The organism is Streptomyces sp. NPDC058620 (assembly GCF_042717135.1).
GTDB lineage: Bacteria > Actinomycetota > Actinomycetes > Streptomycetales > Streptomycetaceae > Streptomyces.
In genome coordinates, this window is record NZ_JBHXQO010000084.1 from 1 (window position 1) to 20270 (window position 20270).

General features: G+C 69.8%; 18 protein-coding genes. 11 read left to right on the plus strand and 7 right to left on the minus strand.

Going from position 1 to position 20270, the window contains the following annotated elements:
- Positions 1-43: 43 nt before the first annotated feature.
- The 7 genes from ACFWSK_RS35165 to ACFWSK_RS35195 all read right to left on the minus strand — a co-directional run bounded on the left by ACFWSK_RS35165 (position 44) and on the right by ACFWSK_RS35195 (position 8620).
- Positions 44-1627, minus strand: coding sequence for a 4-hydroxyphenylacetate 3-hydroxylase family protein (locus tag ACFWSK_RS35165; protein WP_383795493.1), 1584 nt, complete (start codon positions 1625-1627; stop codon positions 44-46).
- Positions 1628-1665: 38 nt separating this feature from the next.
- Entirely contained in the window at positions 1666-1839 is a 174-nt protein-coding gene (locus ACFWSK_RS35170) for a DUF6052 family protein (protein ID WP_383795496.1), read from the minus strand.
- A gap of 4 nt (positions 1840-1843) precedes the next feature.
- On the minus strand, positions 1844-3154 hold the full coding sequence (locus ACFWSK_RS35175) for a phenylacetate--CoA ligase family protein (RefSeq protein WP_383795498.1): 1311 nt from the start codon (positions 3152-3154) through the stop codon (positions 1844-1846).
- Between the two features lie 82 nt (positions 3155-3236).
- A complete protein-coding gene (locus tag ACFWSK_RS35180) occupies positions 3237-4802 on the minus strand; it encodes an MFS transporter (protein ID WP_383795500.1) in 1566 nt (521 codons plus the stop codon).
- Positions 4803-4843: 41 nt separating this feature from the next.
- On the minus strand, positions 4844-5842 hold the full coding sequence (rfbB, locus tag ACFWSK_RS35185; protein WP_383795503.1) for a dTDP-glucose 4,6-dehydratase: 999 nt from the start codon (positions 5840-5842) through the stop codon (positions 4844-4846).
- A complete protein-coding gene (locus ACFWSK_RS35190; RefSeq protein ID WP_383795505.1) occupies positions 5839-7221 on the minus strand; it encodes a nucleotide disphospho-sugar-binding domain-containing protein in 1383 nt (460 codons plus the stop codon). The genes rfbB and ACFWSK_RS35190 overlap by 4 nt, the downstream gene beginning before the upstream one ends.
- Before the next feature lie 43 nt (positions 7222-7264).
- Positions 7265-8620, minus strand: a complete 1356-nt coding sequence (locus ACFWSK_RS35195; protein WP_383795507.1) for an FAD-dependent oxidoreductase — start codon at positions 8618-8620, stop codon at positions 7265-7267.
- 250 nt (positions 8621-8870) lie between these two features.
- Between ACFWSK_RS35195 and ACFWSK_RS35200 the strand changes: the two genes are divergently transcribed.
- The 11 genes from ACFWSK_RS35200 (at position 8871) to ACFWSK_RS35250 (ending at position 20194) form a co-directional block, all read left to right on the plus strand.
- Positions 8871-9434: a dTDP-4-dehydrorhamnose 3,5-epimerase family protein gene (locus tag ACFWSK_RS35200; RefSeq protein WP_383795510.1), complete on the plus strand. Its 564-nt coding sequence runs from the start codon at positions 8871-8873 to the stop codon at positions 9432-9434.
- Between the two features lie 113 nt (positions 9435-9547).
- Complete coding sequence (locus ACFWSK_RS35205) at positions 9548-10870, plus strand: acyltransferase family protein (protein ID WP_383795513.1); 1323 nt, start codon at positions 9548-9550, stop codon at positions 10868-10870.
- 19 nt (positions 10871-10889) lie between these two features.
- Complete coding sequence (sgcG, locus tag ACFWSK_RS35210; protein ID WP_383795515.1) at positions 10890-11561, plus strand: 2-amino-4-deoxychorismate dehydrogenase SgcG; 672 nt, start codon at positions 10890-10892, stop codon at positions 11559-11561.
- Complete coding sequence (locus ACFWSK_RS35215) at positions 11558-12988, plus strand: phenylacetate--CoA ligase family protein (protein ID WP_383795518.1); 1431 nt, start codon at positions 11558-11560, stop codon at positions 12986-12988. Before sgcG ends, ACFWSK_RS35215 begins: the two co-directional genes overlap by 4 nt.
- Positions 12989-13004: 16 nt before the next feature.
- On the plus strand, positions 13005-14486 hold the full coding sequence (sgcD, locus tag ACFWSK_RS35220) for a 2-amino-4-deoxychorismate synthase SgcD (protein ID WP_383795520.1): 1482 nt from the start codon (positions 13005-13007) through the stop codon (positions 14484-14486).
- Positions 14483-15145 (plus strand): anthranilate synthase component II, encoded by a 663-nt coding sequence (locus tag ACFWSK_RS35225; RefSeq protein WP_383795523.1) that lies wholly within the window; start codon positions 14483-14485, stop codon positions 15143-15145. Before sgcD ends, ACFWSK_RS35225 begins: the two co-directional genes overlap by 4 nt.
- A gap of 70 nt (positions 15146-15215) precedes the next feature.
- Positions 15216-16373, plus strand: coding sequence for an epoxide hydrolase family protein (locus ACFWSK_RS35230; protein ID WP_383795526.1), 1158 nt, complete (start codon positions 15216-15218; stop codon positions 16371-16373).
- A 109-nt stretch (positions 16374-16482) separates the two neighbouring features.
- On the plus strand, positions 16483-17754 hold the full coding sequence (locus ACFWSK_RS35235; protein WP_383795529.1) for a class I SAM-dependent methyltransferase: 1272 nt from the start codon (positions 16483-16485) through the stop codon (positions 17752-17754).
- Positions 17754-18488: a class I SAM-dependent methyltransferase gene (locus ACFWSK_RS35240; protein WP_383795532.1), complete on the plus strand. Its 735-nt coding sequence runs from the start codon at positions 17754-17756 to the stop codon at positions 18486-18488. Before ACFWSK_RS35235 ends, ACFWSK_RS35240 begins: the two co-directional genes overlap by 1 nt.
- Positions 18485-19717: a DegT/DnrJ/EryC1/StrS family aminotransferase gene (locus ACFWSK_RS35245; RefSeq protein WP_383795535.1), complete on the plus strand. Its 1233-nt coding sequence runs from the start codon at positions 18485-18487 to the stop codon at positions 19715-19717. Before ACFWSK_RS35240 ends, ACFWSK_RS35245 begins: the two co-directional genes overlap by 4 nt.
- A 45-nt stretch (positions 19718-19762) precedes the next feature.
- Complete coding sequence (locus tag ACFWSK_RS35250) at positions 19763-20194, plus strand: enediyne antibiotic chromoprotein (protein WP_383795538.1); 432 nt, start codon at positions 19763-19765, stop codon at positions 20192-20194.
- Positions 20195-20270: the final 76 nt, after the last annotated feature.

Sequence of the window (20270 nt, forward strand, 5' to 3'; positions counted from 1 at the left end):
CCCCCGGACATCTCGTCCGGGGGGCCGCAGTCCGTCGTCGGGGTCACGTGCCGCCGAGCAGGTCGCGGGAGGCGGAGCGCAGCCCATGGAACGACTCGAGGTCGGGCGCGGTCCATCCGTCCAGGTCGTACTCGTCCATGCAGGCTTCGGCGAACTCCTTGTAGGAGTCCAGCTTGCCGCTCGCGGTCTGCGAGAGCAGCAGCTCGATCCGGGTGTTCTCGTGGTTGCCGGAGTAGTTACGCTCGTACAGCTGGTGCCGGCCGCCGAACTCGGAGCCCACCGCGTCCCACAGGAGCTTCATCACCTTGACCCGTTCGACGGCACCGGTGCCGTCGCTGCCTCGCAGGTACTTCTCCAGGTAGGGGCCGGTCTCGGGATTGCGGAAGTCCTCGGTGGAGGAGTTGACATACATCAGCCCACTGGCGACGTCCTGCTGGACGATCTCCATGATCCGCGGGTAGCCGAGCTGCATGAACCAGCGGTACGCCATTCCGGCCTGAGGGTTCGGCAGGAGCGTGCCGTTCTTCCACGGGACGGGGTTGCGGGCCGCCGCGTCCGACAGCGACCAGAACAGGTTGCGCCAGGCCAGGACCTCGCCAAGCCGGGTCTGCACGCCGCGGAAGTCCTTCGCCCCGGTGATGTCCAGCGCCTTGGCCAGCAGCCCGGCGATGAACTCCAGCTTGACGGCCAGCCGGGTACATCCGTGGAAGGTGGCACGCTCGATCATCCCCGACTGACCGGCAAGGAGATGCACCTTGCCCAGGTTGCCGTAGACGAACACGTTCTCCCACGGGATCAGCACCTCGTCCAGCACGAGGATGGCGTCGTTCTCGTCCAGTCGCGAGGAGAGCGGATTGTCGAACGGGCTGCCCGTCATGGTGGCGGTGGCGGAATAGGATGGACGGCAGATCACCTTGAGACCGGCCGCGTCCATCGGCACAGTGGCCACCAGGGCGAACTTCCGGTCCTTGATGGGCAGTCCCCAGTGCGAGATGAACGCGGCGTGGGTGAGGGCCGAACCGGTCGCGACGACCTTGGCCCCGCTCACCACCAGACCGGCGTCGGTCTCCCGCTCGACGTGGATGAAGACGTCGCCCACCTCGTCGGCGGGCAGCGACCGGTCCACCGGAGGGTGCAGGAAGGCGTGGTTCCAGTACAACACCTTCTCCTGCGACTCCCGGTACCAGCGCCGGGCGTTGTCCGCGAACGGCTCGTAGAAGTCGGCGTTGGCCCCCAGGGTGCCCAGGAACGAGGCCTTGTAGTCAGGACTGCGCCCCATCCAGCCGTAGCTCTTGCGCGCCCAGGCGGCGATGGCGGCCTGGTCCTTGACCAGGTCGTCGACGCTGCGCGGCGCGGTGAAGAAGCGGTGGGTGAACCCGTTGCCGGAGTCGGTCGGCGCCGTCAGCACCTCCCGCTGGGCGGGGTCGTGCAGGCTGTCGTACAACCTGGCCGTCATCCGGGCCGGGTTGTGGAACGCGGGATGCGCGGTGACGTCCTTGACACGACTGCCGTCGAGGTACACCTCTCGCGCATCCCGCAGACTCTCCAGATACTCCTCGCCGGTCAGCGGCCGGGTGCCGGAACTCTCCTCGGCCGGGCTCGCCTTCCGCTCTGCACCGTGAGACACCGGTCTCCCCTTCGTCTGGCCCGGCAAGCCGGGGTGGGTCAGGCCGTGAGGCTGCTGTCGAGCCCCCGGTAGTACTCGAACTCCACGGCCTGGCCGTCCAGGGCGATACGAAGTTCGGCGCGGGCCGCCCTCACCGCGGCGAGGACGGCCGGGACCGCGCAGCTCTGCTCCAGCCGGCCCAGGCTCCGGTAACTCCCCAGAAGCTGCTCCACCTGCTCAGGCGTGAGAGGTGAGTTCGCGCTCGTCATGAAGCCGTGCCGCCTTCCACTTCGATCGGGGGAGGCTGCCCGCAGGGGTCAGCTCCACCTGGGGCCGTATGCCTATCTCGCGCTTGAACTCCTCGGTGATGCGGCTGCACAGGCTCTCGGCCGCCTCGCCCGTCAGATCTCCCGCCTCGACCTTGACGTGGATCGTGTCGAGTCCGCGGACGGTCCTGATGGACGAGTGGAACTCGTTCACCTCGTCGAATCCGCGCAACACGTCCTCGATCATCACCGGGGTGATCGAGACCCCGCGTATCTTGCGCATGTCGTCCACGCGCCGCAGTATGCCGCCGTCGTAGAAGTCCCACGTCCGGCCGCAGCCGCACTCACTGTGGGGCCGCTTGATCACGACGTCCTCGGTCCAGTGCCGGAAGAGCTGCATCCCCTCGCGGTTCAGCCCGGTGGTGACCCGGACGCCCTCCTCGCCGTAGCCCACCGGCTGTTCGGTCACCGGGTCGAGCACCTCCTCGATGCACGAGGGCTCGATGATGTGGCAGGCCTCGCGGCGGGCGGTGCACTCGAACATGAACACCCCGCCGAACTCCGTGGTGCCCGCCGCGTTGAAGACCCGCGCGCCGAAGGCCTCCTCGATGGTGCGGGTGGTGAAGGCGGATCGCGGCTCGGCCCCGGCCAGGATGATCTGGACGTTCGCCTCGCGGGCGAGGTCGACGCCCATCTCGCGGGCCGTCTCGATCAGCCGCATGGCATAGCTCGGCGTGAGGCCGAGCACCTCTATCTGGTAATCGACCAGCAGCCGCACGCGGGAACGGGAATCGAGACCGCCGGCCGGTATGACCGTGGCGCCCATGCGCTCCAGGCCGTAGTGCATACCCCAGAACCCGGCGAACAGGCCGTAGCCGAACGCCACCAGGCCCTTGTGATGCGGGCGTACTCCCATGCTGTGCAGCGCCGTGCAGAACGTGTCCACACACCATGCCCAGTCGCGTTCGGTGTCGAACGTGCGGATGGGCGGGTTGCCGCTGGTCCCGCTGGTCTGGTGGTGGCGCACTCCGAGCGCCGGATCGAGCGAGGGCCAGGTGCCGTACGGGGGAGACGTCGCCTGCGCGGCGAGGAGGTCCGCCTTGCGCAGCAGGGGGACCCGCGCCGCGTAGTCCTCCATGGAGGTGATGTCCTTGGGCAGACGCTCCCGCCAGAAGGGCGAGAACCGTCTGGCGTGGTCCATGGCGTCCTGAAGCCTGCGCCACTTCCATTCCATCAGTTCCTGGCGGGGCATGGTCTCCGCCGTGCTGTTCCAGAACTCCACTGCGCCTCCGTTGCCGTGCACGTGCACCCGAGGAGGTGATCCTCATGCCTGGGCACGGGCCGGTGCATCTTCACAAATGCGGTCATGTGGCCGGTTGCGCCTCGCTCTCGGCCGGCTCCTCACCGTGTCCGTGGTCCATGGCGGAGATGTCCCGCAGCCGGGTGCCGATGAGCACGGCCAGGGCGATGGAGAACACGGCGCAGACCGCGGCGACGGACTGCACACCGGTGGTGAAGGCCGCGCGTGCCGAGTCCAGCAGGGCCCCGGCGCCGTCCGGTCCCAGCTCCCCGGCCGTGTGCAGGGCTCCCGCGATGCTCTCCTGCGCGGCGTCCGTCTCCGCGGCCCCGGCGCCGGCCGGCACGTCGACCCGCGCGGTGTACACGGCGGTGCTCAGGCTGCCCAGCCCCGCGATGCCGAGCGCGACGCCGAATTCGCCGCCGGTGGACGACAGCGAGGAGGCGGCGCCCGCCTTCTCCGGAGGCGCGGCCCCCAGGATCGCGCCGGTGGTGATGGGACCCACCGGTGAGGCGCCGAAGTAGATCAGGGTGGTCGCCGTGATCAGGAGCACGGTGTTGTCGCCGTCCACCTGGGTGATCAGCAGCTGGCCGACGGCCGCGATCAGCAGGCCGCCCAGCAGGACCCTGGACGGCGGCATGCTCTGGGCCAGGAGGTTGGACAGCTGCACGCCCACGACGAGTGCGCACGCGGGGATCAGGAGCCACAGCCCCGCGGCCAGCGGCGAGTGTCCTGCGATCATCTGGAGGTACAGCGCGACCATGAGTCCGGTCCCGCCCATGATGACGGCGTTGACCAGACTGACCGTCAGCCCCGCTCGCAGGGTGCGGTTGGCGAACAGGCGGAGATCCAGCATGGGGTCGGCCAGCCGCCGCTGACGCAGGACGAACACCGCGCCGAAGACCACGCCGAGCACCACCGCGCCGGCGGCGAGCGGTTCCCACCCGTTCCTGGCGAGTTCCTTCAGGCCGTAGATCACCGGCAGCACGGTCGCGAGGGAGAGCACCGCGCTCAGCAGGTCCAGCCGCCCGGCGTCCGGGTCGCGCGACTCGGTCAGCAGCACGGGGCCGGTGACCACCACCAGCAGCATCACCGGAACCGCGATGAGGAACACCGAGCCCCACCAGAACGCGGCGAGGACCAGTCCGCCCACCGCGGGCCCGAGAGCGACACCGGCCATCATGGCGCTCGCCCACACGGCGATGGCGGTGCCCCGCTCCTTGGGGTCCTTGAACATGTTGCTGATCAGCGCGAGCGTCGAGGGCATCACCGTGGCCCCGGCGATGCCGAGCACGGCACGGCTGACGACGAGCATCGCCGCGCTGTCGGAGAACGCGGCGACGGCGGAGACGACCGCGAACACGGCCGCGCCGCCGAGCAGCAGTCTGCGGCGTCCGATCCGGTCGCCGAGGGTGCCCATCGTCACCAGGAACCCGGCGATCGCGAAGCCGTAGATGTCGGTGATCCACAGTTGCTGGGTACTGCTCGCGCCGAGCTCCTCGCTCAGCTGCGGCAGGGCCAGCATCAGGACGTTGATGTCCAGCATCAACAGCATGGTGGGCAGGGAGAGGACGGCGAGAGCGATCCACTCCCTCCGTCCGGCGCGGGGCGTCGACTCATCGGCAGCGGCCACGGGGGTTGCTCCTTTCCTGGGGTGCGGGGTGGTGCGTGCCGTCAGCCGACGGCGTCCAGGAGCCCCGCCGTCGACTTCAGCGGCTGCCACCACGAGCGGTTCTCGTGGTACCACTTCACCGTCGCGGCCAGACCATCCTCGAAGGCGATCTGCGGCTGGTAGCCCAGCTCCTGGTGGATCTTGGTGATGTCGAGCGAGTAACGGCGGTCGTGCCCCTGCCGGTCCGCCACCCGGTCCACGGAGGACCAGTCGGCGCCGCACGCGGTGAGCAGCTTGTCGGTGAGCTGCTCGTTGGAGAGCTCGGTGCCGCCCCCGATGTGGTAGACCTCGCCGGCCCGGCCGGAGTTCATGACCAGCTGGATCGCCCGGCAGTGGTCGGACACGTGCAGCCAGTCCCGGCGGTGGGCGCCATCGCCGTACAGGGGCACCCTCAGACCGTCGAGGATGTTGGTGACGAAGAGCGGGATCACCTTCTCGGGGTACTGGTAGGGCCCGTAGTTGTTGGTGCAGCGGGTGACCACCACGTCCAGGCCCCGGGTGCGGTGCCAGGCCAGTGCCATGAGGTCCGAGCCGGCTTTCGACGCCGCGTAGGGGACGTTGGGGGCCAGCGGGGTGTCCTCGGTCCACGACCCGGAGGCGATCGAACCGTAGACCTCGTCGGTCGACACGTGGACGAACCGCCCGACGCCCTGGCGCAGCGCCGCCTCCAGCAGCGTCTGGGTGCCGAGCACATTGGTCGTGACGAACCGGGTGGCAGTGTCGATGGAGCGGTCCACGTGCGACTCGGCGGCGAAGTGGACGATGACGTCCTGGCCGGCCGCGACCTCGTCGACCACGAGGGGGTCGGTGGTGTCGCCCCGGACGAAGCGGTAGCGCGGATGAGCCGCGACCGGGGCGAGGTTGGCCGGGTTCCCGGAGTAGGTCAGCTTGTCCAGGACCGTGACATGGGCCTCCTCCGTGCCCGGCAACTCGCCGCGCAGCGTGGCCCGTACGAACTGCGAGCCGATGAAGCCGGCACCGCCCGTCACCAGGATCCTCATCGTGCCGCCTCCTCGTAGCGTCGATGACGTGCCGTCAGTTCTACCAGCAGCGGAACAAGTTCGACCGGACTGGGCGCTGAGTTCCGGTCATCCCGGATCCTCTCCGCGCCCTCGCGGAAGGATGGTTCGGCGAGCACCCGGCGCAGTTCCTCACGGATCTGTCCGGCGGACTGCTTCTGGTGGTCGATCCGGACTCCCGCGCCGTACTGGGCGACGACGTGGGAGGTGAGCGTCGCGGTGAGCTGCTTCTGGCAGGTGAAGTCCCACTCGATGCCGTCCGGGGTGTCCTCGGCGAACAGCAGCAGGGGCTCGTCGGTGTCGCAGACCAGCTGGGGCACCCCGGCGGCGCTCGCCGCGGCGAAGGTGCCGGTCGACCCGTGGTGAATGATCGCCGAACAGGTAGGCAGCAGCTGGTCGAGCGGTACGTAGTCGAGGGTGTGGACGTTGTCCGGCAGGGGTCCGCTCTCCGCCAGCTGGTTGTCGTTGAGCGTCGCGATCACTTCGATGTCCAGCCCGCCGACCGCTTCCAGCAGCTTGGCGGTGCGGCCCCAGTCGCCCTTGAGGAAGGCCCTCGCCGACACCCCGAGCGACAGCGCCACCCGCGGCCGGGACGGCCGCGCGTAGAGCCACGCGGGCATGACGCTCGCGCCGGTGTAGGGGACGTAGCGCACCGGGACGTTCCTGAGCCCGGTCGGCGGGTTCATGGGCGCCGGGAACGGATTGACCGTCCACTGCCCGAGCAGCAGATCGTCGTCGACCTCCACCCCGTGCCGCTCGGCCAGCGGCCGCAGCGTCTCGGCCAGCGGATTGGCGACCCCTGCCGCGGGTCCCGCGGCGGCGAACCGCTCGGTGGCCCAGCCGGTGTAGTCGGGGGCGACGAGCACCCGCGCGTGTGCCGCGCCGGTGACCCGTGCCGCGATGGCGCCGGAGGGGAACCAGGCGTCCCACAGGACCAGATCGGGCTGCCACACCCGGGCGAACTCGATCACCTGGTCCACGTCCTGACGCGGCTGCGGCGGGTGGTAGTCGCGGATCGCCAGGAGCGCGAAGTGGTAGAACACGTCCCAGGTGGGGCGCTCCTGCTCGCTGATCCCGAGCGCACGCACATAGCTCTCGGACTCCAGCGCGGTCGGCAGCATCGCCGCGTAGCCGGGGTCGTCACGGTCGTGGACCGCCAGCGGCTGCGGCTGCCCGCAGGTCACCGACTTCAGACCGGCGGCGGTGACGGCTTCGTGGAAGTCGGGGTCGGCCACACCGGTGGGGTAGCCCGGGGGCGCCACGACGCACACGTCGTGGCCCGCGCTCTGCAGGGCCCAGGCGTAGGGCACCAGGGGCAGGAAGTGGGCCCGCGCCGGGAAGACCGTGATCATCACCCGCATGTCGGCTCCAGGTACCGGCAGCCGCCTCGGACGGCCCGCGCACTCATACGGCGGCCCCTGAGGGAGCCGACCGCCTGGCCGAGGAGTTCCGCATGACCCGCAGGGCGAGGCCGGGCCGCATCAGCGCCTGCGGGGGGTCGACCAGCCCGGCCACCCGGAAGAACGCTCCGGTGACCTCGCCGTCGACGGCCGCCGCCGCGTGCAGGCGGGCCATGTAGGCGTTGGCCATCTTGACCTTCATGGTCCGCGGGCCCTCCACACCGGGGAAGTTCAGGTCCGCGCCGGCGGCGATGTCCCATGGGACGTCGATGACCGAGGAGATCCGCCGGAAGAAGCGCAGCGCGTCGGGGTCCGCGACATCGCGCAGGTGATCGCGCAGCGCCACCGCCTCCAGCGCCGCGACCGTCATGCCCTGGCCGTAGACGGGGTTGAAGCTGCACACCCCGTCGCCCATGACGAGGAACCCGCCGGGGAAGCGGCGCAGCCGCTCGTAGCGGCGGCGGACGCTCGCCGGGAAGCGGAAGGTGACCGGCTCGTCGAGGGGTTCGGCATCGCGGACGGCCTGGTAGATCTCGGGTGCGGCCAGCGACTTGGCGAAGGCCAGGAAGCCTTCGTCGTCGGTGGGCGGGTGGTCGCCAAGGATTCCGGTCAGCGAGAGCTGGGAGCTGCCGTCGGCGAGCCGGGGAAAGAACGCGCCGCGGGGGTTGGCCGGCGACGCCACCGGGTTGATCGACAGATCGGTCCCGTACGGGTCGTCCTTGAGCTTGAAGTGGCGCGTGGTGTAAGCCAGGTCGATTTTGAACCGGTCCTCCGGAGGCCGCTCGTAGCCGAGCTCCTCCAGCCAGACCGGGGCCCGGGAGCCGCGCCCCGTGACATCGACGACGAGATCGGCCTCCAGGTGCGTGGGGGTGTCCGTGCCCGACTCGTCGACCACGTCGACGCCGGTGATCCGGCCGCGGTCGGCCGAAGCGGTCAGGCCGCGGATGACGCACCCGTCCATGATCTTCACCCGGGGCAGCGCGGCGACCCGGTCGCGCACGTGGGACTCCAGCTCGGGCCGGGTGGCCGAGACGCTGATCAGCCCGGTGTCCGAGGGCTGGAGACGGCGGCCGTTGAAGTACCACCGCAGGTTCCCGGCGATGTCCCCTGCGGGGATTCCCGCCGAGGTGAGTTCGGCATCGAGGCCGGGGAACAGCTCGTTGAGGATCTGCTGACCCTTGGCGAGCAGGGCATGGGCGTGGCGGCCGTGCGGGACACCGCGCCGGTGCTCCTTGCCGCCCAGCCGGTCCCGGTCGATCACCAGCACTTCCTGATACGTCTCGGACAGGACGCGCGCTGCGAGCAGCCCCGCTATTCCTGCACCGAGGACTACCGCGCGGTCACGGGCGTGCTTGGTCATCTGCGGTCCGCCTCCGTTGGCTCCGATGGCTCTACGGGCCTGGGCCCCCAGGCGTGTCCGGGCAGTCGGGCCTCGGACCCGTTGCATCGTCACGCCGCGTGTCCTTCGCCTGCATCTCCCGGTGTGCTGAGCTGGAGAGGGCAGCCACCGCAGGCCCCGTCCGCCTGCGACGACGACCTAGACTGCGGGATTTCGACGGGCCCGGCGGCCCCCTCGGCCGCCTTCTTGCGTCATCGGAAAGGGACGAGCGATGAAGCCGATCGGGATCTCGGGAGCGTGGACCGACGAGAAGGAGATCTTCCGGGACGAACGGGGTTCGTTTCGCGAGTGGTTCCAGGACGAGCCGTTCCGCCGCACCGTCGGTCACTCCCTCGACCTGCGGCAGGCGAACTGCGCGGTCTCCGTCAAGGGCGTGCTGCGCGGCATCCACTTCGCCGGGGGCTCGCCCGGTCAGGCCAAGTACTTCAGCTGCCTCCGGGGCGCGGTACTCGGCGCGGTCGTCGACATCCGGGTGGGGTCGCCGACCTTCGGCGACTGGCGGACCGTCGAGCTCGACGACGTCGCCGGCCGGGCTCTGTACGTCTCCGCGGGCCTGGGGTTCGGATTCCTGACGCTCAGCGACGAGGCGGTGATCGCCTACCTGTGCTCCGCGGCCTACGACCCACGCCGCGAACATGGCTTGAACCCGCTGGATCCGGAGGTCGGTATCGCCTGGCCCGCAGAGATCACTCCGGTCCTCTCGGAGAGGGACTCCTCGGCCCCCGGACTAGCCGAGGCGGGGCGGCTGGGGTGGCTGCCTTCCCACTTCGGCTGAAATAAGTCGTCCAAAGGACCGGAAGAGCACGTTTGGAGATGCGGCTCACACACCGCAGACCTGACTATTTCGGGAAGTCAACGAGCGAGTGCCAAGGGAAAGGGGACCGTTCCATGGGGGACGTCCTTCGCGACACAGGTGGCGCAAAGAGTAAGCGAATACCCAAGTTCGAGGGGCTGCGAGGGGTCCTCGCACTGGGTGTGGTCGTCTACCATGTCGCGTTCCAGGCCGGAGTGGGCAGCTTCGTCGGCGAGCCGGGCAAGCCGTTCTGGGGCGTCCTCGCGGACGGTCTCGGGGTGTGCCTTCCCCCCTTCTTCGCACTGTCCGGAATGATGCTCTACAAGCCCTACGCACGGGTCACGATCAGCGGAACGAAGCGACCCGCCACGGGACGGTTCCTCAAGCGCCGGGCGCTGCGCATCGTGCCCGCCTACTACCTGCTGCTCGCCTTCGCGCTCCCCGGCTACAACTGGTACGACATCGACAGCGTCGGGGACGTCCTGCGGCCCCTGCTGCTCATGCACTTCTATCTGCCCGAGGGCCAGCCGATGCACGGCCTCGAGCCCACCTGGACGGTCCCCGCGGAGTTCACGTTCTACCTGGCCCTGCCGTTGATCGCCTGGATCGGCCACCGGCTGGCCCGCAACGGCCGCACCCCCGCGCAGAAGGCACGCCGGCTGCTGCTGCCGCTGGCCGCGCTGGAAGTCCTGGCCATCTGCTGGGTCACGTACACCAACCTCCCCTCCACCGGCGCCACGATGCAGTGGTACTGGCCGCCGTACTACGCCGGCTGCTTCGCCGCGGGCATGGCACTGGCGATCTACTCCGCCTACGCCGAGAAGACGCCCGAAACCCCTGGCTTCTACCGGTTCGTGATCCGGCGTCCACTGATGTGCTGGCTGCCGCTCATCCCGCTCTACCTCCTGTACGCCACCAAGCCCATCGGCATCCCGGGCCTCGGCGACAACGCGGCCCTGGCCCAGGAGCTCGTCGACCACTTCGTGCTGACCACCTTCACCCTGCTCCTCCTCGCGCCGATGACGGTCCCGGGCGCCGAGTCCCGGTTCTCGGACGCACTCTTCACCTCCAAGCCGATCCTCTTCCTCGGCCAGATCTCCCTCGGCGTCTATCTCTGGCACGAGATCGTGATCAACCTCTGGCTCAGGAACGGCAGCATCTTCGGCAAGTCCCCCGTGCCAACACCGGAATTCCGCGGTGATATGGGGTTCTGGGAACTGTTCGTCTTCACCCTGGCGATCAGCATCGTGCTCGCGACGATCAGCTTCTACCTCGTGGAGAAGCCACTCATCCGGTTCGGCGAACGAGGCGGCCCGCCCCGGGGACCGCTTCCCTCCGCCCCTGTGGAGCCGGCTCTCGGAATCCCGGGCCCGCGCCGGCCGGACAGTTCCACGGAGCCCAGCGTCGAACGCACCTGACTCTCCAAGGAGGCACCCCGTGACCACACGACTCAAGATCCTCGCGATCAACGGTTCGGAACGCGACGGCAACACCGCTGACGTACTGCGGCACGCGGCGCGCACCGCAGAGCTCCGCGGCGTCGACTTCGAGGCCGTGGACCTGCGCTCCATCAAGATGGAGCGGTGCGGTCCGTGCGGGGACTGCAACGACAGGCCCGTCGCCTGCACGCTGGCCGACGGGGTGCCGCAGGTGGTCGAGAAGATGATCGCGGCGGACGGGATCATCTTCGCCGCGCCCGTGCACGGATTCGGCACCGCCAGCCTCATGCAGACCTTCATCGAGCGCGCCGGCGTCGGCTATCTGCGCTTCGACCGGCCGCTGAGCAACAAGGTCGCCGGCGTCATCTCGGTCGCCCGGCGCTACAGCGCCGGTGAGGTGTGGGCCCAACTGACCGTCAACGCTCTGCTCAACAGGATGATCATCGTGGGCAGCGGATTCCCGGCGACGGTCCACGCCCTGCACCGCGGCGACGCACTCAAGGACGAGGAGGGCCTGACCAACGTCTCCCGGATGGTCAACCGGATGACGGACATGATCGAGCTGCTCAGCGAGCACCGCCGACTGTCCGGACGTGCGGACGCCCTGTCCTCCGGCGAGGTGAACGAGCGTGTCGGTCTCGCGCTCAACGAACTCCAGGCACAGCCGTGAGCGGCGGCCGGCTGCCCGGCCCCGCCGCGGGCGGCGACTTCTGGTCCGCGTACGGGCGGGTGAGCGATGACTTCTACCGCGGAGAACTCACCACCGCGGACCGGGAGCGCTGGGAGAGCGAGCAGTTGACGGCGGTGCTGCGCCATGTCACCGGCCGCTCGCCGTTCTACCGCCGCCACCTGGCCGGGGTGGACGTCGATGCCGTCACCCCCGCGAATCTGGCGGAACTGCCCTTCACCACCAAGGACGACCTGCGCCGGGAGATGTACGACGTCCTGTCCGGTCCGCTGCACGAGGCGCGCATCTACTACGAGACCACTGGAACCACCGGCGCGGCCACCCCGTGCCCGCGCGGGGAAAAGGACATCGCCACCAGCAACATCGCCGTCCGGGAGTCCTGGCGCCGGATGCTCGCGGCCCGTTTCGGGGACCGGATGCCCGTCGTGGGCCTGATGGGACCGTCGGAACTGTACGCGTTCGGGGACGTGTTCACCGCGGTGGCCGCGGACCTCGGAGCCTGTCACGTCAAGATCTGGCCCGAGTCCCCCCGAGTCGGGTTCCGCAAAGCCCTGCGGCTGATCAAGGAACTGGATGTCGAGGTCGTCGTCTGCGCGCCGGCCCTGTGCCTGAGCCTGGCCAAGGCGGCACTGCACTACGGCTACGACCTGGCCGATCTGCCGGTGAAGCTGTTCCTGACGCTGGGGGAGATCTGCACCCCGCAGTTCGCCGACAACGTCGCGACCCTCTGGCCACAGGCAGTCGTGCGGCCCACTCTCTACGGCTCACAAGAGGCCCTGTGCATAGCCACCGGCGCTGACACCGGGGCGCTCCACCTCTCCCTGCCCAACTACCTGGTCGAGCTGATCGACCCCGACACCGGCACCGTGCTCGGCAACACCGGTGAGGGCGAACTCGTCCTCACCATGCTGGTCGACGGCATCAAACCGCTCATCCGCTACCGCACCGGGGACCTCGTCCGGATCATCCCGGCCGAGCCCGGCGCCCCACTGCCAGGACCTCAGATCCAGGTCGTCGGCCGGGTGGCCGACCGCATTCCACTGGGCGACGTGACCCTCCAGCCCGCCGAGCTGGAGGCCGCGGTCCTCGACGGGGTGAGCGGCTGCCTCGGCTACCAGGTCGTCATCGACCGGCAGGCCGACGGCAGCGACGCCGTCACCGTCCGGATGGACCTGCTGCCCGGTGCCGGCCCGGAACGGAGCGGGCTGGGCGAGGCCGTCGCCGCTCGGCTCCGGGAGCGCACCGGTGCCCATGCCCGCATCGTCGTCGACACCGACCTCGACCCGGTGACCCACACCGGCTCCTTCGTCAGCTGGAAGGCCGCTCGAGTCATCGACAACCGCTCCGGCCCCGACCGGGCGGTGCTGACCGCCCGCCAGGTAGCACACCGCTACGCCATCACCACGTGATCGGGAGGACCCGGCGATGACCGACCAGTGCATGGTCTCTGCCCCGGTGCGGGTGCGGACACGACGACTAGTGGTGGAAGAGCTGCGGGCCCTGCCCGCCTACCGTGCGCTGGCCGAGCACTTCGGCCCCGACGAGGTCTACCTCCTGGAGTCCGCGGCCGGACCGGCTCGCGACCGCAGGCATCAGTTCGTCGGCTTCGGCGCGCTGCTGTCGCTCTCGGTCACCGACCGGGCGGTGCGCATCGAGGGCGCCCCCGCCCTGCGGGGTCTGCTCCTGGAACGGGCGGAGGCACTCCTCGAAACCGGCCCCGACGGACTCCGCCTGAGGACCCCGGCCGACTTGTGGACGCTGTTGCGGGCCATGCGGGACATGTTCGACGCCGAGGGATCCACCTCCGGCTTCCGGTTCGGCTTCCTCGGCTTCTTCGGATACGACACGGCCCGCTACATCGAGGACCTGCCCCACCTCATCGAGACCCGGCCCGGACTGCCCGACGTACGCCTGGTCCTGCACCGGGGCAGTGTGATCACCGATCTCGTGACCGGCACGAGCGAACTGCTGCTCCACGAGTCCCCGTACTGGCCCGGCCTCGCGGCGGAAACGGTCCGCGGGCTCCTCTCCGACGCCGAGCGGGACTGGCCCGATGCGCCCGCCGATGGGTTCCCCGCCTCGGCGGTCACCGACGACAGCGGCCCTGAGGTGTTCGCGAACGACGTGGAGCGGTGCCTGAAGCACATCGCCGTCGGCGACATCTACCAGGTGCAGATCGGCCACGAACTCTCCATCCGCTCACCGGCCGACCCCGCCGACGTCTATCAGCGTCTGCGCCGCCGCAACCCGTCCCCGTACATGTACCTGGCGGGCATCGACGGACACCGCCTGATCGGCGCCAGTCCGGAGCTGTTCGTGCGCATCGAGGACGGCGAGGTCACGATGCGGCCGATCGCGGGCACGGTGCCGCGCTCCGGCCCGGACGGCGGCACGGCCGCGGGAGCCCGGCTGAGGGCGGACCCCAAGGAGATAGCCGAGCACACCATGCTGGTGGACCTGTGCCGCAACGACATCGGACGGATCGCCCGGCCGAACACCCTCGACGTACCTGACCAGCTGGACGTCGAGGGTTACTCCCATGTGATGCACCTGGTCTCCACGGTGGTCGGCCGGGCCCGGGCCGACACCGACGCCTTCGACAGCATCGCCGCGCTGTTCCCCGCCGGCACCATGACGGGCGCTCCGAAGATCCGCGCCATGGAGATCATCGAGTCCGTCGAGCGCAGCCGTCGCGGCCTGTACGCCGGCGCGCTCGGTCTCCTCGACGTGGGCGGCTACACCAACCTCGCCCTGTGCATCCGCACCCTGTTCCACCACGACGGCGTCTACCGCACCCGGGCATCGGCGGGAATCGTCGCCGATTCCGTACCCGGGGCGGAGTGGACCGAGACGCTGGCCAAGATGAGCGCCACCCACTGGGCGGTCACCGGAGAGGAGTTGCTGTGAGCCTGCTGTCCCCCGAGGGGTCCGGCCGGGGTGCCGGGAAGCCGCACGTCCTGGTGGTCGACGCGTTCGACAGCTTCGTCGACATCCTGCGCCAGTACCTGATGTCCGCCGGCGCGGAACCGGCGATGGTGCGATCGCACCGGATGACCCCGGACGAGATGAGGCTGATGCGGCCCGACGCGGTACTGCTGGGCCCAGGCCCGGGCCACCCCGACACCTCGGGGCACATCGAGATCGTGCGGGCCTTCGCCGGAAAGGTGCCCCTGCTCGGGGTGTGCCTGGGCCATCAGGCCATCGCCCGCGCCCACGGTGCCGCCACCGTCCCCGCACGGCATCTGATGCACGGAAAGACGAGCCGGATCACCCACGACGGGCGGGGTGTGTTCGCCGGGCTGCCCAACGGCTTCTCCGCCACCCGATACCACTCGCTGATCGTTCCGGAGAGCACCGTGCCGCCGTCCCTGGAGGTCACCGCGCGCTCCGCGGACGACGGCTACGTGATGGGCCTGCGCCACCGGTCGCTGCCGGTGGAGTCGGTCCAGTTCCATCCGGAGAGCTTCCGTACCGAACACGGCATGCCGATGATCCGCAACTTCCTGGCTTCCGTGCGGTCCTTCGCCGCACGGGACCGCACGGCCGAGGCGGCCGAGGCGGCCTGAGCACGGTCCCCGATTCCGGCGCGGCGGCACGCCCGCCGACCGTTCCCACAACTCTGAGGGTGGATTCACTGTGCGTCCCTTCCGTATCGATATCGCCCAGTCCGACATCGACGACCTGCACCGCCGGATCGATGCCACCCGCTGGCCGTCGGAGATATCCGGCGCCGGATGGGACCGCGGAGTCCCGCTGTCGTATCTCAAGGAGCTCACCGACCACTGGCGCCACGGTTACGACTGGCGGGCCGCCGAGGCCGAGCTGAACCGGTACCCCCAGTTCACCACCACGATCGACGGTGCCGAGATCCACTTCCTGCACGTGCGCTCGCCGGAGCCGGACGCGGTTCCGCTGGTCCTCACCCACGGCTGGCCCGGCTCGGTGGCCGAGTTCCTCGACGTCATCGGACCGCTGAGCGACCCGCGCGCTCACGGCGGCGACCCGGCGGACGCGTTCCACGTGGTCATCCCCTCCATGCCGGGGTACGGATTCTCCGGTCCGGTCACCGAGCAGGGCTGGGACGTGCGACGGATCGCGCGTGCCTGGGCAGAGCTGATGAGCCGCCTCGGGTACGAGCGCTACGTCGCCCAGGGCGGCGACTGGGGCAAGGTCGTCTCGCTGGAACTGGGCCTCGCCGACCCCGAACACGTGGCGGGGGTGCACCTGAACATGCTGGTGACCTTCCCGCCGCAGGACGACCCTGAGGCCATCGGGCGCCTGGACGAGAGCGACCTGGGCAAACTGGCGCACGGCGGGCAGTTCGCTGACACGGGGATCGGCTGGCAGCGCATCCAGGCCACTCGCCCGCAGACCCTGGCCTACGGGCTCACCGACTCCCCGGTCGGCCAGCTCGCGTGGATCCTCGACAAGTTCCAGGAGTGGAGCGGCGGCAAGAACGTGGAGGAAGCCATCTCGCGCGACCGGCTGCTCACCCACGTGATGATCTACTGGCTGACCGCGACCGCCGGATCCAGCGCCCAGCTGTACTACGAGTCGGCGCACGGCATGGCGGACTTCGCGCGCACCTGGGGCGGCCCCTGGCCCCTGACCGCCCCCGTCGGCGTCGCGGTGTTCCCGGACGACGCCACACGGCCGATCCGTGCCTTCGCCGAAGGCATCCTGCCCACCCTGACGCGGTGGACCGAGTTCGACCGCGGCGGGCACTTCGCCGCCATGGAGCAGCCGGAACTGCTCGTCGGGGACATCCGGACGTTCACGCGTCCGCTGCGCTGACACACGTTTGGGCACACACGAAGTGGAGGGCCCGTCGGCCGGAACCCTAGATTGACGGTCCCCGGACCGACGGGCCCGATTTCACCGGCTTTCGCCGTCAGGAGACTTCATGCTGGAGAAATGCAGACGGGACGACACCTGCCGCGTTTGCGGTGCGGACGACTGGATCGAGGTCATCTCGTTCGGTTCGCTCCCGCTCGCGAACGGCTTCGTCGACCCGGCCGACGCCGATGAGGCGCAGGACGCCTTCCCGCTCGACGTCATCGTGTGCCGACAGTGCCGGCTGATGACGCTGCGGCATGTCGTCGACCCCGAGGCGCTGTTCAAGCACTACGTGTACGTCTCTTCCGACTCCGACCAGATCCGTGAGCACATGCGTCACATCGTCGGCCTGGCCACCCGTCGGGCGGATCTGGCCGCCGATGACCTGGTCGTCGAGATGGGCAGCAACATCGGCACCCAGCTCGCGATGTTCGAGGCAGCCGGCATGAGGGTGGCCGGGGTCGACCCGGCCGCCAACCTGGCCGAGATCGCCAACGCGCGGGGCATCGCCACCGACCCGGACTTCTTCGGGCCGGGACCCGCCGCCCGCATCACCGCCGGCCAGGGCCGCGCGAAGGCCGTGATCGGCCGCCAGTGCTTCGCGCACATCGACGACGTACATCGCATCCTGGACGGCGTCGACGTGGTCCTCGACGACGAGGGCGTCCTGATCATCGAGGTGCCGTACCTGCTGAACCTGCTCGACGAGAACCAGTTCGACACGATCTACCATGAGCACCTGTCCTACTTCTCCCTGCACACACTGAGCCACCTTTTCGGTGCGCACGGCCTGCGCATCATCGACGTGGAGCGGGTGGCTGTCCACGGCGGCTCGATCGCCGTCGTCGCCGCGCGTGAGACCGCCGCACGGACCCCCGAGCCGTCGGTCGCCGCGCTGCTCGCCCTGGAGGAGGCGCGCGGTCTGCTGACCGAGGCCCCCTACCGAGCCTTCGCCGAGCGGGTGACGCAGGTGACCGAGGCGGTCCGCACCCTGGTCCGCGGCCTGGTGGCGCAGGGCAAGCGCGTGGCCGGCTACGGAGCCCCGTCCAAGGGCACCCAACTGCTGATGGCCTGTGAGCTGACGGCCGACGACATCACCGTCTGCGGCGACACCACCAGCCTCAAGCACGGCAAGCTGCTGCCCGGTAACCGCATCCCCGTCCTGCCTCCGGACCAGGTCGCCGCCACGGAACCGGACTACTACCTCCTCCTCGCCTGGAACTACACCGAGGAGGTCGTCCGCAAGGAACACCGCTTCCTCGCGGCGGGAGGGAAGTTCATCGTTCCCATCCCGGAGCCCAGGATCATCAGCGCCCAGTCAGCGAAGGAGCTCGTCTGATGGAGTACGGCCCCGAACACGCGCAGTTCTACGACCTCGTCTTCCGCAGCCGCGGCAAGGACTTCGACATGGAAGCCCGGGGGCTCGCCGAACTGATCTTCGCCGGCCGGCCCGGCGCCGTCTCGCTCCTCGACGTGGCCTGCGGCACCGGAGCCCACCTGGAGACTCTCGCCACGCTCTTCGGCCACGTCGAGGGCCTGGAGTACGCGCCCGCGATGCTGGAACAGGCGGCCGCCCGGCTGCCCGGCGTCACCCTGCACGCCGGGGACATGCGGTCGTTCGACCTCGGCCGCACCTTCGACGCGATCACCTGCATGGGTAACGCGCTCGGCGAGATGGGCTCGGTCACCGAGCTCAAGGCCGCCGTGTCGGCCATGTCGGGCCACCTGGACCCCGGCGGCGTCCTCGTCGCCGAGCCCTGGTACTTCCCCGAGAACTTCCTCGACGGCCACGTCGGCGGGCATCTGCACCGCGAGGAGGGCCGCGTCATCACTCGCATGACGCACTCCGTGCGGCAAGGCGACAAGTCGCGTCTGGAGGTGCGGTTCAGGGTCGCGGACTCGGCCGGTTTCCGCGAGTTCTCCGAGGTCCTGACCTCCAGCCTGTTCACCCGTGAGCAGTATGCCGACGCCTTCGAGGCAGCGGGCCTCACGGTGAAGTTCGTGCCCGGCTTCCGGCTGGCCGACGGCCGGCCCAACAGCCCCGGCCTCTTCATCGGCGTACGCGCGGCATGAGCGGCGACCGGGTGCTCCTGGAGTCCTTGCCCACGCCCTACTTCAGCGAACCGCTGCACGTCGGACGCCCGAACGTGGGCTCCCGGGACCGGCTGATCGAACGGATCGACGGCGCCCTGGAACGGCTGTGGTTCACCAACGACGGCCCCCTGGTCCGGGAGTTCGAGGCCCGGGTGGCCGAGCTCGCCGAGGTCAGGCACTGCGTCGCCGTCTCGAACGCCACCACCGGCATCCAGGTCGCCGCGAAGGCCCTGGGCATCGGCCCGGGGGACGAGGTGATCGTCCCTTCGTTCACCTGGGTCGCCACCGCCCACGCACTGGACTGGATCGGCGCGGTGCCCGTCTTCTGCGAACTGGACGAGGAGACCGGCACCGCCGATGTGGCGCACGTGGAGCGGCTCATCGGACCGCGCACCCGTGCGATTCTGGACGTGCACGTCTTCGGCAGGCCCGCACGGATCGACGAGCTGACCAAACTGGCCGCCGAGCACGGCCTGCACCTGCTCTTCGACGCCGCGCACGCCTTCGGCTGCACCTACCGGTCCAAGCCGATCGGCGGATTCGGTACGGCGGAGATCTTCAGCTTCCAGGCGACGAAGTTCGTGAACAGCTTCGAGGGCGGGGCGATCGTCACCGACGACGACGCCCTGGCCGACCGGCTCCGGGCCATGCGTCACCAGGGCCTCAACGCCGCACACGAGATCACCGGCAGCGGAACGGTCGCCCGCATGCACGAGATCAGCGCGGCGATGGGCCTCACCTCCCTGGAGGCGGCCGACGTATTCACCGAGGTCAACCGGCGCAACTACCGACTGTACGAGGAGTACCTGGACGGTTTGCCCGGCGTCCGGGTTCGCCCGCAGGAGCCGGGCGAGCAGTCGAACTGCCAGTACGTCGTCATCGAGGTGGACGCGCCCCGCGCCGGCCTGCACCGTGACGAGCTCCAAGCGGTGCTCCAGGGGCACAACGTGCTCGCGCGCGCCTACTTCAGCCCCGGCTGCCACAGCTGCGAACCGTACCGGTCCGCCCCGTCCCGCCACGCTCCCGACCCGCTGCCGAAAGTGGAGGCGCTCACCGAACGGGTCCTGTCCCTGCCCACCGGCACGGCCGTCGGTCCCGCCGAGGTGCAGGGCGTCTGCCGCATCATCCGCGCGGCGGTCGACGGGAGCGCACTGCCGGGAGGTGATCACAGCACAGAAAAAGATGCAGGCACCAGCCATCTGCGGTGATTATTCCAGGGAGTGATCAATCCCTCCACGAACTGGAGTATCCGCATGTCGTTACGTCACATGTCCCGTCGCGCCACCAAGTTCGGCGTCGTGGCTGTCGCGTCCATCGGCCTGGCCGCAGCCGCCCAGTCCGTCGCCTTCGCCGCGCCCTCGTTCGCGGTGAGCCCCGCTTCAGGGCTGAGCGACGGACAGAGCGTCTCGGTGTCCATCAGCGGTGCGGCCGCGGGCGAGACCTACTACATCGCCCAGTGTGCCCAGGTCGGCGGACAGGACGCGTGCAACGCCGCGACCGCGACCTCCTTCACCACCGACGCTTCCGGAGCGGCGTCGTTCACCTTCGTGGTGAGGAAGTCCTACGCGGGCAGCACGCCCGAGGGTACGCCGGTCGGAGCCGTCGACTGCGCCGCCGCCGCGTGCAACCTCGGCGCGGGCAACACCGGCCTGGACCTCGGCCACGTGGCTCTGAGCTTCGGCTGACTCAGCTGAGGGCTCACCGGCTCCCCAGGACCGGTGAGCCCTGCGTGTCGTCGGGGCCGGCCGCACCGGTGCGGCC